Origin of the sequence: Streptomyces sp. G-G2 (assembly GCF_030063135.1) — a bacterium.
Classification (GTDB): Bacteria; Actinomycetota; Actinomycetes; order Streptomycetales; family Streptomycetaceae; genus Streptomyces.
Map to the genome: position 1 here is coordinate 1 of NZ_JASISO010000082.1, position 15,477 is coordinate 15,477.

10 protein-coding genes and 1 pseudogene are annotated in these 15,477 nt (G+C 71.0%); 3 read left to right on the forward strand and 8 right to left on the reverse strand.

Annotated elements, in window-relative coordinates; genetic code table 11:
- Nucleotides 1-36 precede the first annotated feature (36 nt).
- The 3 genes from QMF80_RS36335 to QMF80_RS36345 all read right to left on the reverse strand — a co-directional run bounded on the left by QMF80_RS36335 (nt 37) and on the right by QMF80_RS36345 (nt 2,718).
- On the reverse strand, nt 37-456 hold the full coding sequence (locus QMF80_RS36335; protein ID WP_283461448.1) for a hypothetical protein: 420 nt from the start codon (nt 454-456) through the stop codon (nt 37-39).
- Nucleotides 457-574: 118 nt separating this feature from the next.
- Complete coding sequence (locus tag QMF80_RS36340; protein ID WP_283461450.1) at nt 575-1,801, reverse strand: MFS transporter; 1,227 nt, start codon at nt 1,799-1,801, stop codon at nt 575-577.
- Between the two features lie 323 nt (nt 1,802-2,124).
- Nucleotides 2,125-2,718, reverse strand: a complete 594-nt coding sequence (locus QMF80_RS36345) for a GNAT family N-acetyltransferase (RefSeq protein ID WP_283461452.1) — start codon at nt 2,716-2,718, stop codon at nt 2,125-2,127.
- 171 nt (nt 2,719-2,889) lie between these two features.
- Here QMF80_RS36345 and QMF80_RS36350 point away from each other — a divergent pair, with 171 nt between their 5' ends.
- Both QMF80_RS36350 and QMF80_RS36355 read left to right on the forward strand, forming a co-directional pair.
- Nucleotides 2,890-3,939, forward strand: coding sequence for an aldo/keto reductase (locus tag QMF80_RS36350; protein WP_283461466.1), 1,050 nt, complete (start codon nt 2,890-2,892; stop codon nt 3,937-3,939).
- A gap of 102 nt (nt 3,940-4,041) precedes the next feature.
- Nucleotides 4,042-5,703: an AMP-binding protein gene (locus tag QMF80_RS36355; protein WP_283461454.1), complete on the forward strand. Its 1,662-nt coding sequence runs from the start codon at nt 4,042-4,044 to the stop codon at nt 5,701-5,703.
- 156 nt (nt 5,704-5,859) lie between these two features.
- Here QMF80_RS36355 and QMF80_RS36360 read toward each other — a convergent pair.
- The 5 genes and pseudogenes from QMF80_RS36360 to QMF80_RS36380 all read right to left on the reverse strand — a co-directional run bounded on the left by QMF80_RS36360 (nt 5,860) and on the right by QMF80_RS36380 (nt 14,188).
- Nucleotides 5,860-7,287, reverse strand: a pseudogene (locus tag QMF80_RS36360) (IS1182 family transposase).
- A gap of 112 nt (nt 7,288-7,399) precedes the next feature.
- A complete protein-coding gene (locus QMF80_RS36365) occupies nt 7,400-8,245 on the reverse strand; it encodes an MOSC domain-containing protein (protein ID WP_283461456.1) in 846 nt (281 codons plus the stop codon).
- 255 nt (nt 8,246-8,500) lie between these two features.
- Nucleotides 8,501-10,168 (reverse strand): glycoside hydrolase family 6 protein, encoded by a 1,668-nt coding sequence (locus QMF80_RS36370; RefSeq protein ID WP_283461458.1) that lies wholly within the window; start codon nt 10,166-10,168, stop codon nt 8,501-8,503.
- 144 nt (nt 10,169-10,312) lie between these two features.
- Nucleotides 10,313-11,806, reverse strand: coding sequence for a cellulase family glycosylhydrolase (locus tag QMF80_RS36375; RefSeq protein ID WP_283461461.1), 1,494 nt, complete (start codon nt 11,804-11,806; stop codon nt 10,313-10,315).
- A gap of 786 nt (nt 11,807-12,592) precedes the next feature.
- A complete protein-coding gene (locus QMF80_RS36380) occupies nt 12,593-14,188 on the reverse strand; it encodes an alpha/beta hydrolase (RefSeq protein ID WP_283461463.1) in 1,596 nt (531 codons plus the stop codon).
- A gap of 176 nt (nt 14,189-14,364) precedes the next feature.
- Here QMF80_RS36380 and QMF80_RS36385 point away from each other — a divergent pair, with 176 nt between their 5' ends.
- Complete coding sequence (locus QMF80_RS36385) at nt 14,365-15,063, forward strand: ribonuclease H family protein (protein ID WP_283461465.1); 699 nt, start codon at nt 14,365-14,367, stop codon at nt 15,061-15,063.
- Nucleotides 15,064-15,477 lie beyond the last annotated feature (414 nt).

The window sequence follows — 15,477 nt, forward strand, 5'->3', positions numbered from 1 at the left end:
GGGGGCCCGCGCGGGGGGCGCCCCCCCTCCTCTACGTCAGCGGGTGAGCTGACCGGCCAGCATGCCCAGCAGCTGGTCCATCTCGGCGCGCCAGATGCGGTGCACGTTCATCCGGGTCGGTCCCTGCTGCCCGGGCAGCTGGAACCGGAACGAGCTCCACACCGTATTGCGGTCGATGCCGGAGACGAGGCCGAGGGCCTGGTTCGCGGGGATCGCGAAGGCTATCTCCTGGGGGCGGTTGCTCATCCGGCTCGCCTTGTGGACCACCACGGCCTGTTCGGTGACCGTGATGAAGTAGTACGTCAGGAACGCCTGGCCGATGAGGCCGAGCATGCTCATCAGCCACACGCTGGGGCCCGCGACGGCCTGGATCGTGACGATCGGCCGGTCCGCCGGGTTGACCCGCGCGATGGCCTCGGCCACCTGCTGCTGAATGGTGGCCTTCTTGATGGCCATGGTTCCTCCTGGACGCGATGGTTCGGCCCCCGCTGTTCGAGGGCACCGCAGAGTACCGGTGCCCCCGGCCACCCCCGCGACCGGCCCTCCCGCCCGGCAAACGTTGCCTGACGCGGCACTAGACAGGCACCGTGGCGGGAGCCCGGCGCAGGGACCACAGGCTCGGGGCGGCGAAGAGGGCGACCGTGGCCAGGGTCATCAGCAGTGCACCGGTCAGCAGGACCGGCGTCACTCCCCAGGAGGCCGCGGCGGCTCCGACGAGGAGGTAGCCGAGCGGGACGGCGGCGAGTTCCCCGATGGAGCTGAACGAGTTGAGCCTGCCCAGGAGTTCACCGGGGAGCTGCTGCTGCATCACGGTGTTCCAGCACACGATCGCGAGGTCCACCCCCACCCCGGCCAGCGCCGCGCACCCCGCCAGCACGAGCAGGGGCGCGTCCAGGGCCAGTGCCACCAGCGGCAGCGCCAGTGGCAGGTTGGCGGCCACGCACACGATCATGATGCGGGAGGGCTTCCAGCGCAGCGACACCACCGCGCCGAGCACGAGCCCGACCGCGAACGACCCCTGTACGGTGCCCCACCCGGCCGAGCCGAGTCCCGAATCGTGCGCCACGACCGGCCCGAGGAGCGCGTATCCGCCCAGCCAGAGGGCCACGACGACGGTCCCGGACAGGGTGTAGGACCACAGCCAGAACCGCTGGGTGAATTCGGTCCACCCCGTGTGGAAGTCCCGGAGCGCGGACCCCTTGGCGGCGACCGGGCCGGAGATCTCCAGGCGGCTGTAGAGCAGCGCCGCGATGAGGAAACTGGCGGCGTCCCAGGCGAGGGTGAGCTGGGGTCCGACCAGGGCGACGAGGACACCGCCGAGGGCGGGCGCGAGGACGCGCACGACGTTGGTGGGCAGGCGGAGCAGCGCGTTCGCCTCCTGGAGCCGGTGCGCCTCGACGAACAGTGGCGGCAGGCTGCTCATGGCGGGCTGGGCCAGCGCGGCGGCGCCGCTCGCTACGGCGGCGAACAGGGCCACCCGGGTGGTGTCGGCCGCCCCCCAGACCACGAGCAGAGCCACCCCGCCCTGGGCCAGGGCGGGCACCACATTGCCGATCACGATGAGCCGCCGCCGGGAGAACCGGTCCGCGGCGACCCCACCGACGAGCAGCAGGACCAGCTGGGGAACCGTACTGCCCGCGAGGACGATCGCGAGCGAGCCCGGACGGCTGTCGAACCCGAGCACGGTGAAGGCGAGGGCGACGGGCGCCATGGCCGACCCGCTGGCCGAGATGAGGCTTGCCAGCAGCAAGATCCGGATCTTCTTGTTCCGGAACAGGGAGAGTGACTCGGGTAGATCCATCCCCGGACGCTACCGCGCCCCGCCCCCGCCCGGCCCATGGGGTAAACAGTGGGCTTCCGCCCCGAGTTGCCCGAGTGGTCCCCCCGTCCACGCCCCGCCGTCACCTACGGTGCTCGGATGGCCGGTGAAGGCGTCAGACACGGATTCACGTCGGTGGACACCCGGCCGCGATCGGACGGCTGGGGCGGGGTGCCGGACCGGCTGGGAGCCGAGCCCCGCGGCCGGGGCGGCTCACCTGCGCCGCGTCGTTCTTCCTGAGCGCCGGAGCGCGCCCGGACGTGCCGGGAACCGCGAGGGCCGCTCGCTGAGGGCACGTCAGGACCTCACTCGTCGCCCTGGATCAGGGCGTGGAGGTGCATGTCGTGCCATCCGTCGGAGTGGAGGAGTGCGCTGCGCTGGGTGCCTTCGAGGGTGAAGCCGGTCTTGGCCGCCACCCGGCACGAGCCCTTGTTCTCCACCGCGTGGCACAACCGCAGCCGGTGCAGACCGAGTTCGTCCAATGCCCAGCGCGTGAGCCGCCGCGTCGCATCGGTGACCACGCCACCGCCGCGGGCCGCGGGCAGGATCCAGTACACGATCTCGGCGCTGCCGCCCGCGAGGTCGAGGTCGCCCCAGCCGATCAGGCCGACGGCCTCGCCCTCGCCGTCGGCCCGGGCGATCGCCCAGAACGCGCTCCGCTCGGTCCGCCAGCGTTCCCGCATGCTCGCGATCCGCTCCCGCGCGTCCGCTTCCGTGCGCGGGGGGATCTGGTTCCAGAGCGCGATCTCCGGATCGAGCGACGCCGCCACGATCGCGCCCGCGTCCTCAGCGCGCCACGGCCGCAGCCGCATCCCGTTCGGCAGTTCGAACACGGGCTGCGGGTCGCGGGTCATCCGGCCCGCGGGGACGACCGGGGGTATGGGCGCGTTGGAGATCATCACGGCATCCTGCCAAACCGTTCGGGCACCCGCCACCCCCATCCGCCACCCCCATCCGCGGCGGCCCCGGCGCGGGATGGGCCCGCCCCCCGGGCGCGGTGTGAGCGCGTGCCCTCGCCCGTACCCTTGCCTTGGAGCGCGCTCCAGCTCCTAGAGTGCGCCGGTATGACCATGAGCTATCGCAGCCTCGGCCGCACCGGCATCGAGGTGAGCCCGCACTGTCTCGGGACCATGATGTTCGGGGCCGTCGGGAACAAGGACCACGACGACTGCGTGCGCATCGTGCACGCCGCGCTCGACGCCGGGATCAACTTCGTCGACACCGCCGACATGTACTCCGCGGGGGAGTCCGAGGTCATCGTCGGCAAGGCGCTGGCGGGGCGCCGGGACGAGGTCGTCCTCGCCACCAAGGTGCACTTCCCCATGGGCGAGGGGCCCAACCGGGGCGGCAACTCCAGGCGTTGGATCGTACGCGCTGTCGAGGACAGCCTGCGGCGGCTCGACACCGACTGGATCGACCTCTACCAGGTGCACCGGCCCGACCCCTCCACCGACATCGAGGAGACGCTGGGAGTCCTCGCGGACCTCGTCCGGGAGGGCAAGATCAGGGCCTTCGGCTGCTCCACCTTCCCCGCCGAGGAGATCGTGGAGGCCCATCACGTCTCCGAGCGGCGCGCGTTGCCCCGGTTCCGGACCGAGCAGCCGCCCTACTCGCTCCTCGCGCGCGGCGTCGAGCGCGACGTACTGCCGGTCGCCCGCCGCTACGGCATGGGCGTGCTGACCTGGAGCCCCCTGGCCTCCGGATTCCTCAGCGGCAAGTACCGCCCCGGCGCTCCCGTCGACCTGACCTCGGGGCGGGCCGCGCTGACCCCGGCGCGCTTCGACCCGGAGGTCCCGGGGAACCGGGCCAAGCTGGAGGCGGCCGAGCGGCTGATCGAACTCGCCGACGGCATCGGCCACACTCTCCCCGAGCTGGCCGTGGCCTTCCCGCTCGTGCACCCGGCCGTCACCTCGGTGATCATCGGTCCGCGCACGATGGAGCAGCTGGACTCCCTGGTCAAGGGCGCCGCCGTCACCCTGGACGACGCCACGCTCGACGCCATCGACGAGATCGTGCCGCCCGGCACCAACCTCTACCACCCGGACGGCGTCTGGCGTCCGACGGGCCTGACGGACCTTGCCCAGCGCCGCCGCCCGCCGGGAGAGCGCGCCGCGCGGTAGGCCGCCGGCTCGGGGGCGGCCCGTGCGGTGGACGCCCGCGCGGGGGGCGGGGATCATGAGGGCGCGCCGGGCCCGCCCGGGGTCCGCGCCCGCCGCCCCGCCTTGGAGGTACGTGTGTCCGTCACGTCGAGCTATGCGTCCGGAGCCAGTGAGGTCCCCCTGCTGGGCGACACGATCGGGGAGAACCTCGACCGCACCGTGCGCAGGTTCCCCGGCCGGGACGCCCTGGTCGACATGGCCACCGGGCGCCGGTGGACGTACGCGGAGCTGGCCGCCGATGTGGACGCCCTCGCGCTCGGGCTGATGGACCTGGGGATCACCAAGGGCGACCGGGTCGGCATCTGGGCCCCCAACCGTGCCGAGTGGACGCTGGTGCAGTACGCCACCGCCCGGCTCGGCGCGGTCCTGGTCACCGTCAACCCGGCCTATCGGGCGCATGAGTTGGAGTACGTCCTCCAGCAGTCCGGGATCAGGCTGCTGGCCGCGGCGCAGCGGTTCAAGACCTCCGACTACGCGGGCGTGATCGAGGAGGTCCGGCCGCGCTGCCCGGAGCTGGAGTTCGTGGTCCTGCTGGACGGCGCCCCCTGGGACTCCCTGCTGGAGCGCGGCCGGGCGGCGGACCCCGCCGAACTGGTACGCGTACAAGCCGCGTTGAGCGCCGATGACCCGATCAACATCCAGTACACCTCGGGCACCACCGGTTTTCCCAAGGGAGCCACCCTCTCGCACCACAGCATCCTCAACAACGGCTACTTCGTCGGCGAGTTGTGTCACTACACGGAGCAGGACCGGGTCTGTATCCCCGTCCCCTTCTACCACTGCTTCGGAATGGTGATGGGAAACCTCGCCTGCACCAGCCACGGTGCCACGATGGTCATCCCCGGCCCCGCCTTCGAACCGGCCGCCACCCTGGCCGCCGTCGAGGCGGAGGCGTGCACTTCCCTCTACGGCGTTCCCACCATGTTCATCGCCGAACTCGCCGACCCCGGCTTCGACGGCTACGACCTGTCGAGCCTGCGGACCGGGATCATGGCCGGATCCCCCTGCCCCGTCGAGGTGATGCGCGAGGTCATCGAACGGATGGGGATGGCCGAGGTGTCCATCTGCTACGGGATGACGGAGACCTCGCCGGTGTCCACCCAGACCCGCGCCGACGACACGGTGGAACGCCGGGTCTCCACCGTGGGACGCGTCGGACCGCACGTGGAGGTCAAGGTGGTCGACCCGGACTCCGGCCGCACCCTGCCCCGCGGCGAGGCGGGGGAGCTGTGCACCCGCGGCTATTCCGTGATGCTCGGCTACTGGGCCGAGCCGGAGCGGACGGCCGAGGCCATCGACGCGGCGCGCTGGATGCACACCGGCGACCTGGCCGTCATGGACGACGAGGGCTACGTCAGCATCACGGGCCGGATCAAGGACATGGTGATCCGTGGCGGGGAGAACGTGTATCCCCGCGAGGTCGAGGAGTTCCTGTACGCCCACCCCGATGTGCTCGACGTCCAGGTCATCGGGGTGCCGGACCCGAAGTACGGGGAGGAACTGATGGCATGGGTCCGGATGCGCGAGGGGGCCGAACCGCTGACCGCGGAAGCCGTCCGCGCCTACTGCTCCGGGCGGCTGGCCCACTACAAGATCCCGCGCTACGTCCACGTGGTGGAGGAGTTCCCGATGACCGTCACGGGGAAGATCCGCAAGATCGAGATGCGGGAGATGGCGCTGCGGCTGCTCGTGGCGGACGGCGGCCCGAAGGGGACGGCCTCCTAGGAGCGTGTCCCAGTAACGGGCGAGCGGCCTGACGGCGGTGATCGGTGGGATTGCTCGCGGTCACGCCGATGGCATCTATGCGGCGGTGGTCGGGGGCCTGTCGGTCGGGTGTGCGGACCGGAAGGGGTTCGTGGTGGGGCCGGGAGGCCCGGCTGGTCAGCCGGTCAGGGCGGCGAGTCCGGTTGTTCCGGCGTGTCGGAAGACCTTACGGAGGTTGTGGCAGGCAGCCAGCAGTCGCCACTCGCCGCGGGCGCCGTCCTCACCGCGCAGGAGGAGTTGGCGGCCGTCGTGGCAGGTCATGATCTGGCCGAAGACGGGTTCGACGACGGCCTTGCGGCGGCTGTAAGCGGCCTTGCCGGGCTTGGTACGCAGCTTGCGGGCCATGCGTTCTTTCAGTGTGGCGCTCGCCGGGATGCGTCCGCGCGGCGCGGGTGGGACCTGTTCGTCGTGGGCCAGACGACCGGTGGCCATGAACGTTTCGGTGCCGTAAGCCAGTTGGCGCTCCCGTGCGGCCTCAAGGTTGGTCTCGGAACAGTAGCCGGCGTCGACCAGTGCCTGCCTGGGATGTGCGCCGGTGTTCGCCGCGGACTGGTCCAGCATCGTGGTGTAGCTCAGCGTGTCCGAGGCGTTGGTCGTCACGTCGGCGGCGGTAATGACTTGGTGTTCGGCATCGACGACGGCCTGGGCGTTGTAGGCCTGGATGTAGGCGCCGTCGCTGTTCTTCATGATCCGCGACTCGGGGTCGGTGAAGTTGGCCTGGGCCTTGGGCTTGGGGCGTGCCTTCGCGGCGGCATTGTCCCCGGCGCCGGTAACGGCCTGCTCGTTGTGGGCGCCGGCGCGCTCCTGGCGGCGACGTTCTTTGTCCTTGGCGTGCTCGCGTGCCTTCGCGGCGGCCTCGGCCTCGATCTGCGCGCGGGCGGCCTGCAGCTTGGCCAGGCGCTTCTCGCGGCGGTTCAGCTCGGCGGGCAGGTCGGTGTCCTTGCCGTTGGTTCCGAAGGCCTGGTCCTCGGCGGCGTCGGTGGCCTCGGCGGCGGCCAGCAGAGCGTGGGCCTCGATCTCCAGGGCAGCGATCTCAGCCTCGGTCCGCTCTTCCTTGTCGATCAGACGGCCGTAGCTCATGGCCTTGCGTTTGGAGGCGCTGGCTTCGAGTTTGGTGCCGTCCAGGGCGACACGGCCCATCTTGACCATGCCGAGTTTGGTCGCCAGGTGCAGCGACTGGGTGAACAGGTCTGCGAGGGCCTCCAGGTGGCGGCGGCGGAACCGGGAGATCGAGCGGAAGTCCGGTGCCCGGTCGGCGGCCAGGAACCGGAACGCGATGTCGTCCGCGCACTTGCGCTCCATCGCTCGCGACGAGCGGACGCCGGTGGTGTAGCCGTAGATCAGCAGACGCAGCATCAGCCGCGGATCTTAGGGCGGGTAGCCGCGCTTGTCGGTGTAGTCGGCCCGGATCGCCGTCAAGTCCAGCACCTCGTCGACCAGGTCGGCGACGAACCGGGCAACGTGGTCCTGCGGCAGCCAGTCGTCCAGCGACCGGGGCAGCAGCAGGACCTGGTGCGGGTCGAACGCCCTGAACCGCTTGTCCACCGGCACCGGACGCTTCACCGGCTTCACCGACTCGACCTCGAACAACCCACCGCCCTTACGCATACCGAGATCATCCCGTATGAACGATCACGAAGAGCAGGCGGGTGACCCGCTATCCACCCGCGCCTATCGTCACCGCATCGCCCCTCTGGACCGTGCCAGGCTCCAGTACGTCGAGGTATACGCCGAGGCAGGACAGTCGGCCGAGACTGAGGACCGGCACCCGGTGCTCACGGGCCACCGCGCGCATGATGCCCGGGTCGGCGGGTAGTTCGTCGTGGCCCAGGGTCGGGACCACGCAGCGAGGCGTGGGCACCGTGACCTGGAACAGGGCCTCGCCGATCCGCAGCATCGAGCCCGGCCAGGAGTCCTCGGGGAACCCAGGCCCGCCGGGGAGGTCGACCACCAGGTTCGGCCGGAAGCGACGCGGGTCGAAGTCCCCTGCGGGGTAGACCTGGCGGAGCCGCCGCAGGCTCGCTGTGGTGACGAGATGGACTTTGCCGTAGTCGAAGAAGGTGCCGGAGGCGACTCGCCCCGAGGTAATGGTGTCTCCGGTCTCGTCCACGGACGCCCCGTTGCGCAGGGTGTCCGGGACGCCGCCGCCGTACTCGGGAACCGCGCGCTCGAGGGTGCCGTGTTCCGGTGGACTGTCTGACACGGACACCCGGCGGCCCAGCAGGTCGGACAGCCGGGTGTCCAGTTCCGCGGTCCCGGCAGGCAGGGCAGTGCCGTCCGGCAGCTCCCCCCGGGCCGTTGCGGGGCCAGTCAGCCCGCTTCGGCAGCGCAGCAGTGGTTCCCACTTGCGCGGGTGCTTGGCGCTGCCGACAGCGCCCGCCTCGTCGAGCACCGCGAACATCCGGTCTCCGGTCAGCCCCTCCTGCGTGACCCACACGGTCGTCAGCGCCTGGCCGAGCATGGATTTCACCGGATACCGGCGCAATGCTGTCACTGTTCCCATCGACCGATTATGTGATCTCACTCCTTTAGTGATCCACCACATTGCCAGACCGGTGCGGTGTCGACTCGCAGACACCCCCGGCGGCCACGCCCGCTCGCCGATCGCCACGGCCAGTGTTCCTGACCCACGCTCCTAGGGACGGGCCCAGGGCTCGCGAACCGGTAGGGCCGGCCGGTCGCCGGTCGCCGGGCCGGGCCCGGAGCCGTACGGGGTGCAGGGACTCCGTACGGCTCCGGGCTGCTCATCGGTGGTGCGTCAGAGCGCCGGGTAGGCGTTCTTCATCAGTTCCTGGAACTGGGCCGAGAACCACTGGCCCGAGAGCGGCGCGTTCGGGAGGGATCCGGACATGCTGTTGCCGTTGCGCGCGTTGCCCGTGTAGGTGGGGTCGCACATCCGGTCGAATCCCTTGCCCTCGTTGTTCGGGATCTCCTTGCTCGCCCCGTCGGACTCGCCCGGGGGCTTGATCCACACGTAGGCGTCGATGCCCGCCGCGGGCGCTGCCTGCGGCCGCTCGCCGAGCCCGGCGCCCGACTGGTTGCACCAGTTGCCGAGGTGGATGCGCCGGTCGTAGCGGCCGCCATTGACGTAGGTGTCGACGCTGGTCAGCGCGCCGGGTCCGGTCGGGCGGGCCGTGCCGCCCCAGCCGTTGCGGGAGGTGTCGATCAGCATGCCGAGGTTCGCGTCGAAGCCCAGGGAGACCAGCTTGGTCCGCATGGCCTGTGCGTAGGACAGCTCGTCCGTGTAGCGGTTCCAGTCCACCCACTTGGACTGGCGCACGGAGGTGCCGTTGACGGAGTCGTCGATCTTGAAGTAATCCTCCTTCAGTGCGCTGTAGTTGGCCGTGTTCACGATGAATCCGTGCACCTTGGAGAGCGTGGATCCCTCGGCGGTGGCCGCCTGCTTGAACATCTCCGCGGAGGCGCCGAAGTTGTCGTCCCAGCCGAGCCAGCCGTGGTGACCGGCGTCCACGTAGTTGTAGACGTTGGCGATCGAGCCCAGCTTGTTCAGCGCGTACCCGACTCCCTTGACGTAGTTGCCGTTGGTCTTCATCACATCGCAGTTGGCGGTGGCGGTCGGGCGTCCGGAGACGTTGGTGACCAGGTTCGGCAGCGAGTCGATCTCGACGGTCGTCACGATCCGCAGCCCCGCGTACTTCGAGTCGGCGAGGATCGCGGCGATCGGGTCGATGTACTGCGTCTTGTACTTGTCGATCTCGGTCGGGCCCAGCTCGCCGTTGGAGGCCAGGGCGGCGCAGTCGCGGCCCGGCAGGTCGTAGATCACGAGCTGGACGACGAGCTCACCGCTGCCCTTCTGGGCCAGGGCCGCGTTGAGATGGTCGCGCAGCCCCATCGTGCCGTTCCCGCCCGTGATGGAGGCGATGCGGTCCAGCCAGACGCCGGTCGGCTGGTTCGACACCTTGGTGCCACCCGGCTCGGCGGCGGCCTTGGCGGACCACTCGGGGTTCACGTACACCTTCGCGCCGGCGTACGGGTTGTCGGCCTTGCCGCCGGACGGCGGGGTCGTCGGCGGTGTGGTGGGGGGTGTGGTGGGCGGCGTGGTCGGGGGCGTGGTCGGCTCGGCGGCACCGTTGCAGGTGACGCCGTTGAGCTTGAAGGTCGCGGGGACGGCGTTCGTGCCGCTGTACGAGGCGTTGAACCCGAAGGACGTGGAGCCCCCCGTCGTCAGGTTCCCGTTGTACGAGAGGCTCTTGGCGGTCACGGCGGTCCCGGCCTGGGTGATCGCCGCGTTCCAGCCCTGGCTGACCCGCTGGTCGCCCGCGTAGGACCACTCGACGGTCCAGGCGGCCACCGGATCACCGGTGTTGGTGACGATCACGTTCGCGCCGAAGCCGTTGTTCCACTGGTTCGTGATCTGGTACTCGACCTTGCAGCCGACGGCGGCCGCACCGGCGGTGGAGGCCATGGCGGTGGCGGTGGCCCCGCTCGCCGTGATCAGGCCGATGGCCGCCAGCAGGGCGGTGCGCCTGGTCGATCGAGGGGTCGTTCGAGGAGTCGTTCGCGAGCTGGTCGTGCGAGATGTCGTGCGGCTCATTTCGTGGGGTGCCTTTCAGTTCAGGGCGCGCAGGTGGTCGCGCAACCCGATGCCGAATGAGGTGGGTGTGCCGTCGTACGACGTGATCAGGGCCGGTCCCGAGGAGCAGTCCCAGGTGTTCCAGGTCCAGCCGAGATACGAGAGGGCGTGGGCGTCGGACCACGCCATGACGCGGTCGATGAACGCGTGCCCACACGTGTTCTCGCCGATCTCGCCCGCCACCAGGGGGACCCGGGCGGCGACCGGGGCGAGGGTGGAGTCCCAACATGCCTCGCTGGCACAGGTGTTGAAGTTGTAGACGTGCCAGGCCGCGGCCAGAGCGCCCGTCGGGTCGCTGGGGGAGTGGGTGAGCCACTGGCTCAGGTCGTTGGAGTACGCGATGCCGGGGACGAGAACGAGATTGCGGGCCCCGGTGGCGCGGACGGCGTCCACCAGGTCCTGCATGCCCGCGACGTCGTAGCCGATGCCGGGACAGGCGCCGCCGTCGCGCCAACAGGACCAGGCCTGCGCGGTGGTGGGGGTGGGCCGGTCCGGATAGGGCTCGTTGAACAGGTCGAAGGCGACCCGCCGGTCGTTCTTGAAGGTGTTCGCCACCGAGGTCCAGAACGCGGGGGAGTACTGGGTGTCCGGCATCGGCTTCTGGCAGGAGGCGTGGATGTCGGCGCACCCCGAGGAGTTGCCGGTGTACTGCCCGTACGTCCAGTGGAGTTCGACGATCGGGGTCATGCCGTTCGCGAGGACCCGGCCGACCAACCCCTTGACGGCGTCGATGTAGTTCGCGCCCCGGTATTCGGGCTTGATGTTGTCGAGGCCGAGCCAGCACTCCTCGTTGAGGGGGATGCGGACGGTGTTGGCCTTCCAGTCGGCGATGGCGCGTACCGAGGCGTCGTCGACAGGACCGTCGAAGATGCCGTGGCCCTGCACGCACATGAACTCGGCCCCGGAGCGGTTGACGCCGCGCAGGCGCCGGGTGGCGCCGTTCTGGTCGGTGAGACGGTTGCCTGTGACGCCCAGTTCGGGCGCCCCTGGGACGGGGTCGGTGGGCGTGGGCGTCGGAGTGGTGGGGGTGGGCGTGGGAGCCGGTCCCGGGTCGGTGGCGCAGGCAGTTCCATTGAGCGTGAACGAACTGGGCGCCGTGTTGGCGCCCGCCCACGAGGCGATGAAACCAGTCGTCGCGCTCGCACCGGTGCCCAGCGCGGCGTTCCAGCTTTCGTTCACGGCGGTGACGGCCGCGCCGTTCTGGGACCACTTGGCGCCCCAGCCCTGGCTGACGGTCTGAGCCGACGGGAAGGTGAAGCCGAGCGTCCAGCCGTTCAGCGCCGCACCGTTGTTGGTGATGGTGGCCGCGCCCTGGAAGCCGTCGGTCCACTGGCCGACAACCGCGTACTTCACCGTGCAGAGGGGCGCGGCCGGGGCTCCCGAGGCCGTACCCGTGATGGCGAACGCGCAGCTCACCGTGACGATCGCTGCCCCTGCGAGCAGCACGGACATACGTGGGGGGTGTCGCATGAGCGACTCCTTGCAGCGAGGGCGCACCTTGACGGCGCGCCGACTGACGGAATCGCTCCCACTGGTTGGGGCCAGACCGTAGCGGCAACTCGCGCCGAGCAGAAGGGGAGTTGGCGAAATTGCTCGCAGGAAGCCTTCGACTCTTCCCGCGTCTTGACGCCATTGCCTCGCGTCTGCACAGTGGGAGCGCTCCCACTGGTGTACGGCTCGTGCTCATCGCCCTATGCGCTCCGCCTTCTCCCCACCCAGAGGAAGACCATCCGCATGCCGCCGACCACACGCTCGCCACCCCGACGCTGCGGGCGCCGCCGCCTGACGCACCGCCGTGACCTGCGGCTCTCACTCGTCGCCGGACCTTCGGCCGGGCGCTCCGGCGCCGACTGAGGCCGTCGGAGGCGAAGGCGCAGGTGCGGTCCGCCGTGTCGGCCTCCCCGCAGAAGGCCGGCACGGCCCGCGCCGCCGACCGTCAACCCGAACGGCGGTGGCCGCCACCCGTCGGGCCCGCCCGAAGCGTCGGCGATGACTCCCGCCCGCTCGCCGTGGTCGGCGAACGGGCGGGGGCCGTGGGCGGTTTCCGCCCGCTTCATCGCTTCGCGCTTCGACCCGGCCCGTCGACCGTCGACCGTGGACCGCGAGGCCGACGAGCGACGCGACACGCGGCGTCGAGCGACGCTGCGGCGACAGGTTTGAGCAGCAGTGCGGCCCGGCCGCCAGATGCGACCGGACCGTCACCGCCCACCTCGCCGCCCCGCCATCTCGGCAGTCAGGTGATCCGCATGAAACGGCTCAGGCCGGACCGCCCGGCAGCGGCGCGCCCGGGCATCGGGCGCCTTCGGCGGGCAGGGCGCCCTCCAAGAGGTACGACTCGACATGGGCGTCGACGCACGCGTTGTGGTTCTGGTACTGGCCGTGGTCACCGCCGTCGACCGTGACCAGCCGCGAACCGGTCAGTGCCCGGTGGGCCCGTACCGCTCCCTCGTAGTAAGTCGCCGGGTCATTGGTCGAGTTGAGCATCAGTGCGGGCGGCAGTCCGGCCCCGGTCACCTTGACGCGCGGAGTCTTGTTCCGCGGCCAGTTCGCGCAGATCGTGGCGAAGGTCAACTCCCGTGCCCCGGCCAGCGGATGGGTGCGCGTTGCCTCGGCGCTCTGCTCCAGCCAGTACCGGCTGTCCCGGGTCCACGCAGTGTCCCCGCAGGTCACGGCGAAGTAGTCGGCGACGAATCCGGCGCCCATGAGGTGCTTCAGCCGGGCGGCGACGGCCGCGCGTACCGGGTCCGGCGCCTGGTCCGGATGCTGGAGGACCCCGAGCAGCTGGGCGAAGCCTTCGAAGCGGCCCCGGGCGTTGTACATCGCGTCGGTCGCGGCCACGTCGAGGTGGTTGGGGGTGACGACGGTCCCCTCGATGTCGAGCGGGTGGTCGCGCAGCGCGGCCCGCAGCCGTTCGTAGGAGGCCCGTGCCTCGGCAGGTGTACGGCCCTGGTGGTAGGTGGCGTCGTTGGCCGCCAGCCAGGGCAGGAAGTCCTGTTCGTACCTGCGCTGGAAGCTCATGGGCTGGCGCAGCATGAAGGACTGCCAGTCGCCGCTGAAGTCGACGTTGCTGTCGAGTACGACCCGGTCCACCCGCTGGGGGAACTCGGTCGCGTAGTAGGCCCCGAGGACCGTGGCGTACGACGGCCCGAAGTAGGAGATCTTCGCGGCGCCGAGCAACTGCCGGTACAGGTCCATGTCGTGCACCGCCTGGTCGGTGGTGATGTACGGCAGCAGGCCGCCCGAGTTGCGGACGCAGTCCTTCACGAAGTCCCGGGCCCGCTCGACGCTCCGCCGCAGGGCCTGCGGGGACCGGTCGCGCAGATCGCCGCTGCCGAACAGCGCGTCCACCGTGTCCTGGCCGGAGCACACCACGTGCGTACTGGCGCCCACGCCGCGCTGGTCGAAGCCGACGATGTCGTAGGCGGCGGCCAGCTTGGGGCTGTAGTCGGCCAGGCCCGCCGGGCGGCCGAGGCCGGAAGCGCCGGGGCCGCCCGCGGCCATCATCAGGACGCCCAGGCGCCGGTCCGGATCCGTCGAGCGGTGCCGGGACACCTCGACACTGAGGTCCGGCCCGGCGTCCGGGTGGTACCAGTCCCGGGGCACGGCCATCGTGGCGCACTCCAGCGGGCCCGAGGCGCAGGGGTGCCACCCGAGCAGCTGGGCGCGGTAGCGCTCGGGTACGGGCGGTGCGGCGGCGGTGGCGGTGGCCGCGGCGGCCGAGCCCACCACCGCGCTCGCGCCGCCCGCGCCGCCCGCGGCGTTCGCCGAGCCCATCGGCAGGGCGGCCGCGGCGAGCAGCCCGCACACCGCGGCCGCGGCCGCCCGCCGCGTCGATTTCCTGAACACGCGCATGTGGGTCTCTCCCCGTTGGGCGTTTTCGGTCGTTCCGATCCTCGCCCGCCGGGCCCCGGCCTTCGATACCGCTGTCACCCGGATCCGCGGTGGCAGTAGTGCCACCCCCGGGCCCCCGGACCGGGCCGCCCGTCGCCGATGCCTGGATATCCGGGCCGGTGGGGCATGATCGGGGGATGTCTGATCGCATCATTGCCGCCTGCGACGGGGCGGCGAAGGGGAATCCCGGGCCGGCCGGGTGGGCGTGGGTCATCGCGGATTCCGCGGGCCGTCCCGAGCGCTGGGAGTCCGGCGCGCTGGGCCGCGCCACCAACAACGTTGGTGAACTCACCGCCCTCCAGAGGCTCCTGGAAGCCGTGGCTCCGGGCACGCCCGTCGAAGTACGCATGGACTCGCAGTACGCCATGAAGGCCGTGACGCAGTGGCTCCCGGCCTGGAAGCGCAACGGCTGGAAGACCGCGGCCGGGAAGCCGGTGGCCAACCGGGAGCTGGTCGAGAGCATCGACGGGCTGCTGGCGGACCGGGACGTGGAATTCCGCTACGTTCCGGCCCACCGCGAGGACGGCGACCACCTCAACGCGATCGCCGACCAGGCCGCCAGTGACGCCGCCGTGACGCAGCAGGGCGCGGGTACGGCCCTGGGCGACGAGGCCATGCCGGTACCGGCACCGGCCCGCAGCGCCCCGGCCCGCCAGAAGTCCACCGCCCCCGCGAAGCGGACGACGGCCGGTGGCGCGTCCGGATCGGGCTCGGCGCGGGCCATCAAGGCGAAGTTCCCCGGCGGTTGCCCGTGCGGGAAGGCCTACGCGGCCGGGGACATGATCACCAAGCACGGCGCGCGCTGGGGCCATGCGGACTGCGACGCGGCGTCATGACCGCTGGTCAGGCCTACTGACGGGTGCATGGCGGGCAGATGACGGGCGCGGCCCGGCTCATCCCAGCGTGGCCCTGTCGCACCCGCTCGGCGTGGACCCGTCCTACCCGTGAGCGACCCTGTCGTACCCGCGCGGAGGCGGTCGTGGTGGCGTGCGAACGCAAGATCCTGGGCTGACGCCGGTCGGCGCGGCGCGCTGTCCGGTGCACACGGAGGGGAGCGACGGGTGCCCGCCGCTCCCCACGGACCGCGAAGAAGGCGGCTGGAGGCGGTCCGTGCCGTGACCGGGCACTAGATGATTGATTCCAAGGGGTAGCGGCACGGACGCGAGGGTGTCCACCCTCGATGTGTGACGACCGATATGGACACCCTCGCAACTGCACTGTACGTGCGGGTCGATGACCTTTTGAAGGCC